Consider the following 15,848-nt stretch of genomic DNA (forward strand, 5'->3'; position numbering starts at 1 on the left):
GCAACGAATCAGCGTTAGGGTCAGCGGGTGGTGACGTTCGGGGTGCTCGGCCCGCTGACCGCGGGATCCGCCCGCCTCGGCGGCCCGAAGCAACGCGCCGTGCTGGCCCGGTTGCTGATCGCCCGGCGTCGCGTCGTGCCGGTGCGCGTCCTGGTCGCCGACCTGTGGGAAGACCCGCCGGACGGGGCGCTCGGCACGGTGCAGACGTTCGTCGGGGCGCTGCGCAAGGCGCTCGAACCCGATCGTCCACCCCGGACCCCGTCGACGCTGCTGGTCACCGAGGGCGCGGGCTACGCGCTGCGCGCCGACGACGTGGACGCGTGGCGGTTCGAGGAGATGCTCGGCGGGGACCTGTCCGTGCTGGACAGCGCACTGGCGTTGTGGCGTGGTCCTGCCTACGCGGAGTTCGCGGACGAGCACTGGGCGCGGGCCGAGATCGACCGGCTGGAGGAGTTGCGGCTGGTCGGGGTGGAACGGCGGGCCGAGGCCGCGCTGGCACTCGGTCGGTCCGCGGGGGTGGTCGCCGATCTGCGTGCTCACCTGGCAACGCAGCCGTGGCGGGAGAAGGCGTGGAGCCTGCTCGCGCTGGCGTTGTACCGCGAAGGACGTCAGGGCGAGGCGCTGGAGGCGGTGCGCGCGGCCCGGCACGCGCTCGTCGAGAACCTCGGTGTCGATCCGGGTGTGGAGCTCCGCTCGTTGGAGTCGGACATCCTCGCCCAGTCGCCTCGGTTGTCGCCTGCCGTCGAGACTTCGCTGGTGGGGCGGTCCGCCGAGCTGGCGGCGCTGGAGGCGGCCGTGCCGGGGGCGGGGCTGGGGATCGCGCTGGTGACCGGCGAGGCGGGGGTGGGCAAGACCGCGCTGGCCGAGGCGTTCTCGTCGGTGCTGGCCTCGCGCGGCTGGACGACGGTGTGGGCGCGGTGCCCGGAGGACGCGCCGGTGGCGTGGCCGTGGCAACAGGTCGTGGAAGCGTTGGGGGAGAAGCTGGTCGTCTCCGATCGCTTCGGTCTTCGCCGCGCTGTGGTGTCCGTTGTGGAGTCCGCCGCGCCGGTGCTGATCGTGCTGGACGACCTGCACCAGGCCGACGACGAGACGCTCGCGGTGCTGGCGGCGTTCACCCGGGACAAGCTCTCCGGGCGAGTGCTGATCGTCGCCACCGCACGCGCTGCTGTGCTGTCCGAAGCGCTGGCGCGGGCCGAGCCGGTCAGGGTGGAGCTCGGCGGTCTGGAGGAGGAGTCGGTCGCCGCACTCGTGAAGTCGATGGTCGGCGGCTCACCGGACGTGCGGGTGATCTACGAGCGCAGCGGCGGTAATCCGTTCTACGTCAAGGAACTCGCCCGGCTGTACGCGGCCGGTGGCGATCTCGGCGCGGTGCCGGCGGGCGTGCGGGACGTGATCCGGCACCGGCTGTCCGCGCTGCCCACCGACGTGCGGACCGTGCTGCACCAGGCGTCCGTGCTGGGCCGAGACGTCGAACTGGACCTGCTCGCCGCTCTGGCGGGCGACGTCCTCGACGCGCTGGACGTCGCCCTCGAAGCGGGTTTCCTGGTCGAGTCCGCGCCCGGTCGCGCTCGGTTCACCCACGCGCTGGTGCGTGACACGGTGTACGAGGACGTGTCCCTGACTCGGCGGGCTCGCTGGCACGCCGTCGTCGCGGCGGCGCTGGAATCCACACGGCCGGACGACGTCGAGTTGCTCGCGCACCACTACCTGTTGTCCGGTGCGCGCGGTGATCAGGTGGTCCGGGCACTCGCCGCGGCAGCCGAGTCGAGCCGGTCACCCCGTGCGGCGGCGCGGCTGTGGCAGGCGGCGATCGAAGCGGCCGGCGGCACCCGGCTCGACCTGCTCACCGGCCTGGTCAGAGCGCTCGCGGTCAGCGGCGACCTGGAAGCGGGCCGCACCCGCCGCTCGCAGGCGCTGCGGGTGGCCCGTGGCGCGGACGAGACGGCGGCGGTGATCGGTTCGTTCGACGTGCCGGGCATCTGGACCACGAACGACGACCCGGCGCACTCCGCCGAACTCGTCGCCGCCGCCGAACGCACCCTGGAGGCTTTCCCCGATCCCACGGTGACCCGTGCCCGGCTGCTCGCGACGATCGCGATGGAGCAGCGCGGCACCGGTGATCGTCTGGCCGAGGCGGTGGAGGCCGAGGCGATCGCCCGTGACCTCGACGATCCCGCCCTGCTGGCGTTCGCGCTGAACGCCCGCTTCATGCACACGTTCCACCGCACCGGCCTCGCTCCGGAACGTGCTGTGATCGGCCGCGAACTGCTCGCGGTCGCCTCGGGCCTGGTCACGCACGAGGTCCTCGGCCACCTGATCCTGGTCCAGGCGCATGCGGCGCTGGCCGAGTTCTCCGTGGCCGACCAGCACGCCGCGGCTGCCGACGAGCTGGCCCGCCGCCACGACCTGCCGCTGGTCTCCGTGTTCACCGAGTGGTACGCGGCCTTGAAACTCGCGGCCTCTGGTGAGGTGGCTTCAGCTGATCGCGCCTACCGTGCCGCTGCCTCGCGGGTGCGGGGGACCGGCATGTGGGGCATGGAGCGCGGACTGCTGCCGTTGGCGTTGCTGAGCCTGCACGGTCCGTCCACAGTGGACCTGTCCGACGACTGGGGTCCGCACCTGGACTGGGTTCGCCCGCTGGTGCTGCCGGTTGATGAGGCGCTTGTTGCCGCGCGGGCGTTGCCGGACGGCCCCGCCGATCTGCTCAGCGAGGTCCGCGCGTGCCTGCTGGCGATGGCGGCTGTGCGCTTGCGGGACCCGGGGTTGCGCTTGCGTGCTCGTTCACTGCTTCTGCCGGCTTCGGGCGAACTGGCGGGCGCGGGCACCGGGTTGTTCACGTTCGGCCCGGTGGCGCGGTATCTGGACTCGGTGAATGGCTGAGGTGGTGCTGGAGGACGGACTCCTCGCTTCCGTGTCCCGGCTCGCCGGCCCGATCCGTGGTGCCGGCGTGGTCCTGATCAGCGTCTTCGGCGCCTGGTCGGTGGGGTCGTCGCTGGGCTGGGCACTGCTCGCGTTCGTCGTCCTCACCTCGATCGCCGACTTCCGCGTGCCCCGCGTGGCGCTGCCGGTGGCGTTCGTCCGCGTGGTGGTGCTTTCCGTGCTGTTGGGCGGTGTCGGCGAACAGTGGACGCTCACAGTCCTCACCACCACTTTGATCACCTGGCAGTGGCAATGGCCTCTGCGGGTCACCGTGCCTCTTTCCGCGCTGCTCATCGCCTTGCAGGTGGTGGTGGCCGGTCCTGGCGTGCTGGTTCGCGCGGTGTTGGAGCCGGTGCTGGCGCGAGTTGCTTACCTTCTGTTGCGACGTTCCAGCCGCCGCGTCGACGAGCTGCGCTCCCAAGCGGCGGCGCAGCAACGTTCTGCGGCGCTGGCTCTGGAACGCGGTCGTCAGGAACGCGAGTTTCTGGCTTTGTTGCACGACACCGCTGCCGCCACGTTCCTGATGGCCGCGCACGACGGTGATCCTTCGGCGGTCGCGGTCCAGGCGCGGCGTGATCTCGTGGCGTTGTCCGAGCGGGACAACGCCAAGGGAGCGGTGGACCTCGCGGCCGCCCTTGCGGTGGTGGCGCGGGACCGTGCCCTGACGGTGTCGGTCGAGCCCGCGCCGGTGCCTGCCGCAGTGGCGCTGGCGTTCGTGCGGGCTGTGGGGGAGTTGCTGACGAACGTCGAACGGCACGCGGCCGCTTCGGCGGTGTCGTTGAGCGTGGCGCGGGTGGGCCGGGGCGTTGTTGTGGTGGTGGAGGACGACGGTCGTGGGTTCGTGCTCGCCGAGGTGTCCTCGCATCGGCGCGGGTTGCGCGGGTCGGTGGTCGATCGGCTGCGGGCGGTGGGTGGGGTCGCCGTGATCGAGTCGACGCCGTCGCGCGGCACGACCGCACGACTGGCCTGGCCTGCTGATGACGCTGTGGTGCCGCCCGCCGTTCGACCGCCCCGGCCTGCCGATGACGCTGGGGTGCCGCCCGCCGTTCGACCGCCCCGGCCTGCTGATGACTGATCACGCCGTCCTCGCCACCGCCCGCCAGGTCCTGCTGGTCGTGGTCGTCGCCATCCAACTCGGCCTCACCCTGCCCGCCCTCGTCACCCACGACCACGCCCCGGCCGCCTGGGTCGCGTTCGCCCTCCTGGCCGCCGTCCTCGCCCTGGTCAGCGGCTCCGTCGCCGCGGGCCGTGCCGAACTGCCCGCCGCCCTCGCGCTGCCGGGTGCCGCGGCGGCGCTCACCTCGTCGTTCCTCGCGACCACCGCCCTGCCCGGCGGAGCGTCGTTCGGCCCGGCGGACTGGGCGTTCGGGCTCGTCGGCTGGTACCTGCTGCTTCTGCTGGCCGAGCGCCCCAAGATCCTGGCCACCGCACTCGGCGCGCACATCGCCTTCTCCATCGCGTGGTTCCTGCACGACGGCAACGGCGACGCGGGCACCGCCGGAGTGGTCGTCCTGAGCGGCACGAGCGTGCAGCTGGGCGCGTTGGTGATCATCCGCGTGCTGGTGCGCGATGCCCGGCTGGCCGCGCAGGCCGCCACCGAGCACGACGCCGCGCGCACCCGCGAAGAGCTTGCCCGGCAACGGGAACAGGACCTCCGCACCGGGTTCGCCGGTCAGCTGGGCGCGGTGCTGCCGTTGCTCGCGGACCTGGCCGACGAGGTGGTGAGCGCGGGCGATGAGGCCACCCGGCTGCGGTGCTCGGTGGCGGCGGTGCAGTTGCGCAGGTTGTTCGCGGAGAACGACGACGTGCCGGATCCGTTGCTGCACGAGCTGACCGCGTGCGTGGACGTGGCCGAACGGCGCGGTGTGGTCGTGTCACTCGCGGTGAGCGGCGTGGCGACGCCGGTGCCGACGGAGGTGCGCCGCGAGCTGGTGGCGCCGATGGCCCGCGCGCTCGCCGTGGCCGACGGACGTGCGAAGGTGAGCCTGTTGCGCACGCCGGACGAGGTGCGCGTGGCCGTGGTGACGCAGGCGAGCGGCGCCCTGCCGGACCAGGACGCGCCGGCGTCGGTCGCGGTCGAGACGAGTGTCCACGGTGGACTGGTGAGGAGTGAGGCGAGATGGCGGACGACGTGACGGCGGTCGTGGTCGACGACCATCCCGTGGTGCGGGCCGGAGTGGCGCACTGGCTGTCCACCTCGGAGCCACCGATCACCCTCGTGGCCCAGGGCGACCACGCCGAGGTCGCCTGGACCGGCCCCGGAACCGCTGCTCAGGTGGTCGTGCTCGACCTGCACCTCGGCGGCTCCACACCGGCCCTGCCCGCGCTGCGCAGGCTCGTCGAGGACGGCCGCAACGTCGTCGTGTACTCGATGCGCGCGGACGACGAAACCGCGCTGCAGTGCATGGAGATCGGCGCGCTGAGCTACCTGACCAAGTCCGAGGGCGCCGACCACCTCGTGCAGGCCGTGCGCGCGGCAGCGGCCGGCCAGTCGTACACACCGCCGGCGCTCGCGGGCGCACTGGCGGGCGACAGGTCGGAAACGCGGCCCGCGCTGTCCCCGCGCGAGACCGAGGTGCTGGTCGAGTGGTTCCAGTCGGAGTCCAAGGAGTTCGTGGCGCAGCGGCTGAACATCACGCTCAGCACGGTGAACTCCCACCTGGAGCGGATCCGGGTCAAGTACGCCGCCATCGGCAGGCAGGCACCCACGAAGGCCGCACTGGTGGCGCGGGCCGTCCAGGACGGCCTGATCGGCCTCGACGACCTCTGACCCGTGTGGTGTGAACGACCGATACCGCCCTGATCACCAGCGACCTAGCCTCCTCGGCGACCCGGCTTTCCGCCCTGAGGAGTTCCGCAGTGAAGCACGCCCTGTTCATCGCCGCCGCTGCGGGACTGCTCCTGTCGGGCTGCGGTTCCGAAACCACCGGCACGGCCGCACCCGCGTCCACCACTGCCGCCACTACCACGACGACGTCGTCGGAGACCAGTTCGGCCGCGGTGCCTGCCGGCGACGCCACCGCACCCGGCACGAAGCTGAAGGTCGGCGCCCGCGCGGTGCTCCCGTACGCCGCGACGGACAAGAACGGCACCATCGCCGTCACCGTCACCGCCATCGAACCGGGCGCGAAGGAGGACCTCGCGAAGTTCGGCGACAAGGCCAAGGGCATCACGCCCTTCTACCTGCGCGTCCGCGTCGAGAACCTGAGCGGCACCGACCTGCGCTACACCTCCGTGGCCCTGCGCGGCCTCGGTGCCGACGGCAAGGGCACCGGCGTGATCATCTCCGGCGACACCCCGAAGTGCGACTCCACCAGCGCGCCGAAGACCTTCACGACGGCGGGCGCGTCCTACGAGACCTGTGTGCTGACGGCGGCACCGGACGGTTCGAAGGTCGCCGCGGCCGAGTACAACCGCGGCGACGGCTACGACAAGTCGCCCGTGATCTGGGAAAGCTGACGAATCAGGAGCGCGTCGACCTGGAATAACAACGCCATTGGAAAAACTGATGGCAATGGTATTGCGGCGAATGCGAGATCAGCGCCTTGTGTCACTGAGTTGAGGAGACTGAAGCACCCGAACGGCCTATCCGTGCGCGCGTGTTGATCTGTAACACGTGAACGGGTTGGTGCGACGGATTCGGCAGGTTCGTCGAGGCCGGGGGTGAGATTTGCACGAGATCGATCACCTGTCGCTCACCTTCGGAATTCGTCTCAACGCGCAATCCTGGGACGCGGCAATGGCCCGGTTCACCGAGGAACTGGGCAATCGGCTCCACGATCTTTCGGGAATCACCGTGCGCGTCGATCTCACCGAGACCGGCTTCACGGACTTCGTCACCCTGGGCCATCTGCTCGTGTTCATCGACAAGATCGTGAACGCCGGCGCGACAGTGGTTCTGCTCCGCCCGACCGAGGGTCATCCCGATTCCCTCGACGCCGAGTCCGCCCGGCGGCAGCGGCAACGGCAACATTGCCGGCTGTTCCTCAAGCAGTCGGGATTCACCGCCGCGCTGCGCACGGCCGGCTGGCCGGGGCAGAACATCGACCTCACCCAGCAGGCGCCACCTCACAGCGGTTCCGCGGCGGCCGGCGACGAGCAGATCGAGGAACCGCGCCCGCCGAGAAAGCTCCGGCGGATGGTTCCGTACCGGTGGCTGGCCGCGCCGGGTGGGGCGCCTTCCGATGTCGCCGTGCTGGAAACCGCTCTGCTGGACATGGGGCTCGCCCCGGAGACCGCCGCCGCCGTCGCGGAGGGGTTGTTCGCCGAGCTGATCGACACCCCGGTCGCCGCGGAGAACTCGGTGCCCCACGGCAAACTGCTCGTCGGGGTGTGCGTCGTGGCCCCGGGCAGCTACGAGCCCCAGCACGAGGACTTCGACGCCGGACTGCGCCCGTTCGTCGAGTGGGCGAGCAGCCGGGAGAGTCCTCTTGTGCGGATCTTCGTCGGTGGCACGGACCGCCCGGAGGCGTTCGACCGGGTCGTGCACCACGGGTCGTCACGGTGGAGCGGAGACAGGGCGCAGCGCGTGCGCTCGAAGGTCTCGCAGATCGTCCGCAGCTATCAGGGCGCGTTCCTCGTCTCGTCCGACGGTTTCGCGAGCGGCATGACGTTCGGCGGGGTGGCGGGTGAGCTCCTGCCAGGCCGTGCCGTGCCGGGGCCTCCCACCGCCGTCTTCGAGTGCGACCTCCTGGTCTCGCCCGGCCCGGACGCGATCCTGTCGGACCACGAGGTCGAGGCGAAGGAGGAGGTGGCCGGCAGAGACCGGACCAGCCTGGGCTGCGTCACGGTGGCCATGCGGGCCGCCGGTGGGCTGGACGACGACGCCCTCGCCACCGTCCGCGACCACCTCGACCGACTGACGATCACCTCCTCGCTCGGGCTGGTGCTCGCCATCAACGCGGACTTCGGCGGCGTGGGCCCGGGACACCGGGAGATCCTCGCGACGCTGCGCCAGGTGCTCGACATCGCCCGCCAGACGACGAGTGCCGCCGTGCTGGTGGCGGCGCTGCCCGCCGTGAACCGGCGTTTGCTCGCACTCGCGGTCGACGACCTCCTGGCTGAGGACGCCACGTCCGCGGATGCGCCGCTCCGGCCCGTGCTGCTCATCGCACCGGAGAACCGCCATTACTGGATCGGCGCGGATGACGCCGCGCGGGAAGTTCTCAACCACCTGTCGCACGCCGGGCAGGGTTGCGTGCTCGGCGCGCTGGTGGAGTCCGGTTCGCTGGCGTCCAAACTGGACGGTGTCAGGCGCATCCACGAGCAGACCGTGTTGTTGCTCGTCCACGAGGACTACGTCCGGCTGCAGGTGACCCCCGAGGACGCGATCAACGCCCTCACCAGCCACCTGACCCGGCAGATCGAGAAGGCGATCGAGTCCGGAGACCACGCCGGTGTCGAACGCGGGCTGTTCCTGACGCCCGGCCTCAGGTTCACGACCCGCTGGTGCGACATCCACACGCTGCTGGAGCACACCGAGACCGAGCAGCTGGCCGGGTTCGCGCTCGGGTGCAAGGTCAAAATGATGATCAAAGGAGTGGACCGCCCGCTGCCGCCGTCCGTCCTGAGGCTCGGCACGGTCTCCCGCGAGTTCGCCTCGGCGTTCGCCCGGTCGCTGACGGGGTCCGAGCGGTACTTCAACTCGGCCGCCAGCCTGAGGCTCGATCGCGCGAGCGGCACCCTCCCGTTGTCCGCGCAGGTGCTGATCCTCACCGGACTGGTCGCCACCGAGGACGACATCGCGATCGTCCTCGACGAACTGGCGGCGCTCGGCATGACGACCGTCGCGATCGCGGCCGTGGTGGACGCGCGGAGCAACCAGGCGAGCGGGACCGGGACCAGGGAGATGACCTTTCACACCTCGCGGCCGCGACTGGTGAGCCTGGCCTCGGTCGACATCGAGCCGAGGGACGAGGTCGGCGATTCCCGTTATGTCGTCGTGGATCCCCTGCTCGACCGGCCCGACGGCACGGTGAAACCGGAGCTTCAGGCCTTGATGGGCCAGGAGTACTACGTCGAGACCCTCAAACGCACCCGCGCGGCGAGGCTGGCGCACATCGCCCGGCCCGCGGGCAGGCACTACACCGCGTACGTCGACCCGACCTTGCTGTTCCGCGACGAGAAGTGGGCCCAGCGCTTCCGCGCGAGCGCGGTGCGGACGATCTTCGAGGCCCAGGCGACGCTCGACGACGGCCGAGGCCCGGTGGAGACCGTGTGCATCGCCTATCCCGCCGAAACCACCGACAACATCGCGGAGGTGGCACGCGATCTTGCTGATGCGGTGGCGACGCAGAGCCGGCTGCGGCCGCCCGAGGTCGTCCCCATCCCACGAGCCGTCCTGGGCACCCACTGGTTGCTGCCCGCCTCGGTGACCTTCTCCGCCGCACAGCACGTGGTGATGCTCGACTCGGCGACGGGAAGCGGCCGCACCATCCAGCAGATGCTCCGCGTCGCGGCCGCGCCGGACGTCCGGTTGATCACCTGCATCATCCTGCTCAACGGGCTGGACGATCTCGACGCCCTCGCTTTCCAGCAGATCACCGCGATGTCGGCGCCGAGGTTGAGCGAGACGTCCAGTCATACCGAGGTGAAGTCGATCCCGGTGCGGGTCCACTTCGTGGCCAGATCGGCCGTGAGCAGTCTCGACGCCCGCGACTGCGACGTGTGCGAGCTCAGGAGCGCGTACGAGACGATGCCGTTGCTGGCCTCGCTGCCGGTCAAGCTCGAGAAGCAGCGCACGTGGATGTTGCGGAACCTGACACCCCGGTCCAAGCGGCGAGCGTTCGAGGAAGAGGCGTCGGACCTCGCCGGAATGCACATCGGCCAGGACGACTGCGTGGCGTACCTCGACTGGAAGTTCGACCTGAGGGAAGCCGCGACCAGCACGCGGCACCGGCAGTACGTGGTGGAGAAACTCGCCCGCGCCCGCACCGATCCGCAGGTGGGCGACGCGCTGGTCCGGCTCCTCGCGGCGGAGACGAGCTGGCTGCGATCGGCGCCGCTCAGCTTCGTGTCGGTGCGCAAACAGGTGGGCGAACTGGCGAAGAACCTGGTCCTCGGCGACGACGCCCTCCCCGTGGACCCCTCGTTGCAGACCCAGGCGCTGATCCTGCTCGCGGCGGTGCAACCCCTCGAGTTCATCCGGCACTTCGCGGAGCTGATCTCGAGCACCGAGCACAGGGTCGTCAGTGGCCAGATCCTGCTGGAGGCGCTCCGGATCATCGTGGGACCGGCCGCGCCGTGGAGAACCTCTCGGGAGGAACTGGTTCAGCTCTTCCTCCACGAGCTCAACATGATCGAGGCGGACCTCAGGGGCCGGACCGGCGGTCAGGCGGTGACCTACGGTCGCGCGACCCTGTCCGACATCCGCTACCTCATCTCACACGCACGCCGCAGGCTGCTGCCCGTCCCGATCGACAAGCAGAGCGCCTGGGCGGGACTGCGCAACTACCGCCGGTCGGTCGACGAGCACACGTACGAGAACATCATGTTCCTGGTGATCGGGACCATCGACTACCTGGCGAAGGGGGTGCCGGCTGATCGGCGTGCGATCAGCGACGACTGGCGCAGGTGCGCCAACTTCCTGACCCTCGACGTGCTGCCCAACCTCGTGCCGCTGCGCGAGTACCTGTTGAGCAGGCAGGTGCTCAGCGGGTTGACGGGAGCCGACGTGAGCCGCTGGGAGGACGTCGTCAAGGGCGGCGGGGCGCAGCGGGTCGACAGCATCACCAACAACATCGAGTCCATTCTGGACAGTGCGGACGGGTCGGAGGTGTCGGTCGGCACGCTCCTGGCCGATCTGCGGTGGTGGGACCGGCACTTCCTGACCGCGATCGTCGAACCGGGAGTCTCCGACAAGGGCGCCTTCCTCACGGAGATAGTGCAGAAGTGCCCGGCCGACCCGGTCGCGGCGCTCAAGCACGTCTTCGCGGACACGAAGGTCGTCGTGGACCGCGGTCGCGAGCAGGTGCCGGCGTCGTCACTGCTCGCCTTCTGCACCGACGACCTCCTGCGCGAGGCGTTCGGGCACGTGCGTGTGAACGCCGAGAAGTACCACCGGACCGACGGAGCCGACGAGCTGGAGTTCGAGATCGTCGTCCGGGTTCCGGAAGACCGGCCCGGGCAGATCGCGGTGTCGATCCGCAACACCAACAGCGTGCCCGGAACCCAGGGCAGGGGCCGGGGCCTGCGCACGCTCCGGGACCGGCTCAAGGCCTTCGACGCCCGCCTGGAGACGATCGACGACGTGGCGCCGCCGTGGTCGTTCGGAGTCCTGATCACCCTCGAGCGCTGGAGGATGCACTGATGCGCGAAATTCGCGGCTTGCTCGTGGAGGACCTCAAGCAGAACGTCGAACTGATCAAGTCAGCCCTCGGCTTCGAGTTCGGCAAGGCGTGGAAGTGGACCGTGCAGTGGAGCGTCTGCAACGACCTGACCAGCGCGCGGCTGAAGATCGCCGAGCCGGAGGTGTACGACTTCGCGATCGTCGACCTCCACCTCGGCGAGGGACAGCTCCAGGGGGTGCCCGCCGTCGAGGACCTGGTGAAGCGCAGCGAGCGGACCTTCGTGGTCGCCGTCACCGGGGACCAGGCGATGTTCGCCGAGCACGCCGCCAGAATCGCCGGCCTCGAGGTTCCGCTCATCATCCGCAAGCAGCTCACGAACGACCAGGGTGACTGGGCGTTTCCCGCACTCGCGGCGAAGATCAGGAAGCGCGTGATCACCCATGATCCCGTCGACAGCCGGACATTGCTCTACGACGACGACAAGATCGGGATGGTGTCGGTCCTGGAGAGCCTCGGCGGACCGGAGGGCGACATCGAGCACGGCGCCGCCGTGGCACGAAGTCTCGCGATGAGCTGCCTGGAAGACGTCAACATGCAGAACCCTCGTTTCCACCTGGGTTATCTCACGGCGGGCAAGTCCGGCGCGCACGTGTGCAAGGTCGACTACAGCGACGAGAACAGGTCGCCCCAGTCGTTCGTGCTGAAGATCGGCCTCGACAAACGCGCGCTCGAACACGAGCTGCAGGCGAACCGGAGAGCGGCGGAAGCGCTACCGGAACAGACACTCGTGCGGATCCTCGGCGAGGTGCGGACGGACAGGTCGGGCTATTCCGCGATCATCGCGCGGGTCGCGGACCGGGCACAGCCGCTGAGCGACTGGTTGCGGTCCGGAGCCTCGGCGACGAGTGCGCGGTCCTTCGCGCACATCCTCTTCGACGAGGTGCTCGGGAGACTTTCCGCTCCACACCTGAAGGACGAGATCCCGATCAGCCAGTGGCTCCGCTCGTCGGCGATCATGCGGCTGCGCGCCAGGGCGATGGTGGACCGGATCGCCGAGATCCTCGAACACCCCGCCGGGGCGAACCGAGCCGACGCGGCCGTCCTCCGCCGCGAGATCACGGACTTCGTCGAGCACGGCACGCTGCCCGTCGAGCACCCAGGGCGGTTGGACGGCTCGGTCGTCCTGGTGTCCGGGTTCGGCGACCTGCACTCCTCGAACGTCCTGGTGCAGCAAGGCCGCAACCCCAACCCGGTGCTCATCGACGCGTCCAGGTTCGGCAGGCACCACTGGGCCGCCGATCTCGCCCGGATGACCGTCGACGTCTTCCTCCGGGTGCGTGGTACGGGGGTGAAAGCCTTGCTGTGGGAGGACTTCGCGGAGTCGGCGGACGTGGCCGGCCGGTTGTGCCCGCGATGCGACCGGACCGAACTCGCCGGCGACGAGGCCGTCGACCACTTCCTCGACGAGGTCGTCACCCAGCTCCCCGGCTACGTGCAGTTCGAGGGCCTCGACATCAGCGCGGAGAGGTGGCACTGGCAGTGGCACGTCGCGCTGGCGAAGGAGTGGTTCCGCCAGGGATGTCATCCCGACCTGCCGCTGCCTCGCGGTGTTCTCGCGTTCGTGGCAGGGGCTCATCATCTGCGCACGGCACGAGAGCTCGTCGATCAGCTGACGTTCTGACCGCCTTTCAGTCGTGGAGCCAGTGCCACAGCGCGTGGAACGGCGAGCCGCTGTCGAGAGCGGAAATCCCTCCAGGCCAGCCGGTGAAGGTGTTCAGCCGGTGGCGCAGTTCCTCCGTGGTGAGTGGCCTGAAGGGCTGGTGGGAGTGGTCGAAGTCGACGTCCCCGGGCCGCGGGTTCATGGCCCGGGACTGAAGCTCGCCGTACCACGCGAGAAGCTCCTCGTCGGACATGTGTGAGAAGTAGGGCGGAACCTCGGACTGCCCGACGGCGGTGCTCCGGGACTGGCGCTCACGGCGGCCCGCACCGTCCTCGGGAGACTGCGTGGGCTGCATGGGCTGCTCGGGCTGGCCGCCAACGGTTCTCGCCGATGACGCCGGGCGCGGCACGGTGACCGTGCCGGTGCTGATCTTCTTGGCGGCCTCCGCGCTGTCGTGACGCCACTTCCGGGCTTCCTCGTCGCGTCCGAGTTTCTCGAGCGCGGTCGCCGCTCGGGCGAGGCTGCGGGCGTGCGTGAGGTGGTCGGCGATGCGCGCTGCCGAGTCGCGTGCCGACGTCTGGACGTGGACCACGTCCTCCCAGCGGCCCTGCGATTCGAGATACGGCGTGACCGCGAACGCGAGCAGGCACACCTGCTCGTGGAGGCCGGCGCGACCGGCTTCACTGATCACCGCTCGCAGGACCGCTTCCTCCGAGGCGATCCACTCGTTGCCCGCGTTGGCACTCGCCTCGACGTAGTAGGTGAACATGCGGCGCTCGGCCGCTTCTCGTTCCTTCCTGCTGTCCATCAAATCCCGCGCGTACCGCCGGAGCAGGTCGTGAACGCGGTACCGGTTCGGCAGGTGCTCCTCCAGCAGATGCTGATCGTGGAGTTCCGCTGTCGCGACGTCGGTTGCCCGGTCGGGTAGCGAGGAGACGGCACGAACGGCGCCGATGCCGATGTCCGGTCCTGGATGCACACTGATGTCGCGGAACACCCGTTGAGCGTCCGGGCTGAGGTGCTGGTACGACCAGTCGAAGGTGGCCCGCACGGTGGTGTCGGTCGACACGGACCACCTGGCGCGCATCGCCTCGACGACGTCGGCTAGTGGCACGGTCGAGCGACTGCGCACGTAGGCGGCTGCCACCGCCAGTGCTACGGGCACCTGACCGCACATGGCGACCAGTTCCTCCGCGGCCTCCGGCTCTTCGGCCACGCGTTCGGTGCCGACGCGATCCGCGAGGAGCTTCATCGACGCTTCCTTCGACAGCACGTCCAACCGCTGCGTCGAAGCGCCCCACAGCGTGATCGCCTCACCGAGGTTGGAACGGCTCGTCACGACGACCTTGTTGCCGTCGCTGCCCGGCAGCAACTGCTCGATCTGACGGACGTCGACGACGTTGTCCAGAACCACGAGTGTCCGGCGTCCCGACAGCAAACTCCGGTACAGCGCCGCGCGTGACGTCGTGTCAGCCGGGATGCGGTGACCGGGAACTCCGAGGGCCGTCAGGAAACCGGCGAGGGTGTCAGCCGGATCGGTGTCGTCGTGGAGCACCGCGAACAGCTGACCGTCCGGAAAGCGGTCGGCCGCCTGATGGGCGAACCGCATGGCCAGCGTCGTCTTGCCCACGCCGCCCATACCGCTGATCACGGCGACACTCGAAGAATCAGCGCTGATGACCTGAGCCCGGAGCTTCTCGAGCTCCTGGTCTCGTCCGACGAACCCCGACACGGCCATCGGGACCTGCATGGGCACCGGCATCTCGGCCCAGCCACCGGACTCCACGCGCTCGGGAAACCGCGGCAACGGCCGCAGCGTGACGGTGATGAACCCCTGCTCCTGCAGCACGGTCGGCGCGGGAACGCTGGTGCCGTCACACTCGCTCAGCACCGTCGGAATCCCGGAACCCTCACCCTCCACCAGCCGAACCCAGGACAGCACGTGCGCGAGCCGGAAGTTGCGCTTGATGGAATGTCCGACGAGCGTCGTCAGGTCCAGGGGCACACCGACCGGCACGTCGCGGCCGAGCCAGGACCCCGGGCTGCTGATCTCGAGACGGTCGCTGAACAACCGGACGTGCACGCACGCGTGGTCGACGGAGTAGTCGCGATGCACCAAGGCGTTCGCGATGATCTCGCGCACCGCGATCATCGGGTAGTCGTACACCGGCACGGACTCGGCGCTCACGCTGGACGGCCGCTCACCACGCTGCACCCGCCGGGCAACGAAGTCCCGGGCGGCGATGATCTGCTCCGCGATCGGACCCTCGAACGTCAGGCTTTCCCGTTGCTCGGCGCGAGTCGCCCCGTAGTACCGCACGCATTTCACCATCGCGGTCGGGCAGGCCGCGGCGGGGCGTTCACCGAACAGCAGGGCGCCGGTGCGGGTGAGCCTTCCTTCCAGCACGAGCATGCCTCGCTCGAGGAACTCCATGGGGGTCAGGGCAGCCGGGTGGCGGGCGGCGATCTCCTCGCGCATGGTGTCGCGGAAGTGTTGCAGCGCCGCGTGGTCCAGTCGTACGTCGGTGCTCTGGTCGAGGAACTGCAGGTCCCGCTGGTCCGGGGCGTCGGCGGTGACGGGCAGGACCATGCCGGGCGGGAAGTGCCTGGCCAGTGCGGCGACCAGGTCGCTCATGCCCTGCACGGGGTCGTCGCAGTAGCGGGCGACCTTCGTGTTCATGGACAGGTGCTCCACGTAGGCCGACTTCTCCATCAGGACCACGAAGACCCGGTTATTGACCCGCCCCGCGTTGACGATCTGGTGCGACCACGTGCTACCGACCGACTTCACGGTCGCGCACAGCACGATGGGTGCGCCCGAGGCGACCGCGGCGTTGGCCGCGCCGATCAGCGAGTCACCGACGGACACAGTGTCGTTGTGGGCGACGTCGTACCCCGCCTTGCCCAGCGGAACAGCCAGTTCCCGCGCGAGCGATTCCTCGCCTTCCGCGCAGACGATGTAGACGATCTGGGCCACCGCG

Annotated in this window: 8 protein-coding genes; 7 read left to right on the top strand and 1 reads right to left on the bottom strand. The window is 69.9% G+C overall.

What is annotated here, in order from left to right:
* Positions 1–27: 27 nt before the first annotated feature.
* The 7 genes from G7043_RS32540 to G7043_RS32570 all read left to right on the top strand — a co-directional run bounded on the left by G7043_RS32540 (position 28) and on the right by G7043_RS32570 (position 12,888).
* On the top strand, positions 28–2,880 hold the full coding sequence (locus G7043_RS32540) for a BTAD domain-containing putative transcriptional regulator (RefSeq protein WP_166052250.1): 2,853 nt from the start codon (positions 28–30) through the stop codon (positions 2,878–2,880).
* Complete coding sequence (locus G7043_RS32545) at positions 2,873–3,994, top strand: ATP-binding protein (protein WP_207312009.1); 1,122 nt, start codon at positions 2,873–2,875, stop codon at positions 3,992–3,994. The genes G7043_RS32540 and G7043_RS32545 overlap by 8 nt, the downstream gene beginning before the upstream one ends.
* Complete coding sequence (locus G7043_RS32550) at positions 3,897–5,054, top strand: hypothetical protein (RefSeq protein WP_242642904.1); 1,158 nt, start codon at positions 3,897–3,899, stop codon at positions 5,052–5,054. Before G7043_RS32545 ends, G7043_RS32550 begins: the two co-directional genes overlap by 98 nt.
* On the top strand, positions 5,039–5,689 hold the full coding sequence (locus G7043_RS32555; protein WP_166052252.1) for a response regulator transcription factor: 651 nt from the start codon (positions 5,039–5,041) through the stop codon (positions 5,687–5,689). Before G7043_RS32550 ends, G7043_RS32555 begins: the two co-directional genes overlap by 16 nt.
* A gap of 89 nt (positions 5,690–5,778) precedes the next feature.
* On the top strand, positions 5,779–6,378 hold the full coding sequence (locus G7043_RS32560) for a hypothetical protein (protein WP_166052254.1): 600 nt from the start codon (positions 5,779–5,781) through the stop codon (positions 6,376–6,378).
* Positions 6,379–6,658: 280 nt separating this feature from the next.
* On the top strand, positions 6,659–11,227 hold the full coding sequence (locus G7043_RS32565; protein ID WP_166052256.1) for a hypothetical protein: 4,569 nt from the start codon (positions 6,659–6,661) through the stop codon (positions 11,225–11,227).
* Entirely contained in the window at positions 11,227–12,888 is a 1,662-nt protein-coding gene (locus tag G7043_RS32570) for a hypothetical protein (RefSeq protein ID WP_166052258.1), read from the top strand. Before G7043_RS32565 ends, G7043_RS32570 begins: the two co-directional genes overlap by 1 nt.
* Positions 12,889–12,895: 7 nt before the next feature.
* On the opposite strand, the gene G7043_RS32575 is transcribed toward G7043_RS32570, so the two are convergent.
* A complete protein-coding gene (locus G7043_RS32575; protein WP_166052260.1) occupies positions 12,896–15,844 on the bottom strand; it encodes an NB-ARC domain-containing protein in 2,949 nt (982 codons plus the stop codon).
* Positions 15,845–15,848 lie beyond the last annotated feature (4 nt).

The organism is Lentzea alba (assembly GCF_011067745.1).
Taxonomy (GTDB): domain Bacteria; phylum Actinomycetota; class Actinomycetes; order Mycobacteriales; family Pseudonocardiaceae; genus Lentzea; species Lentzea alba.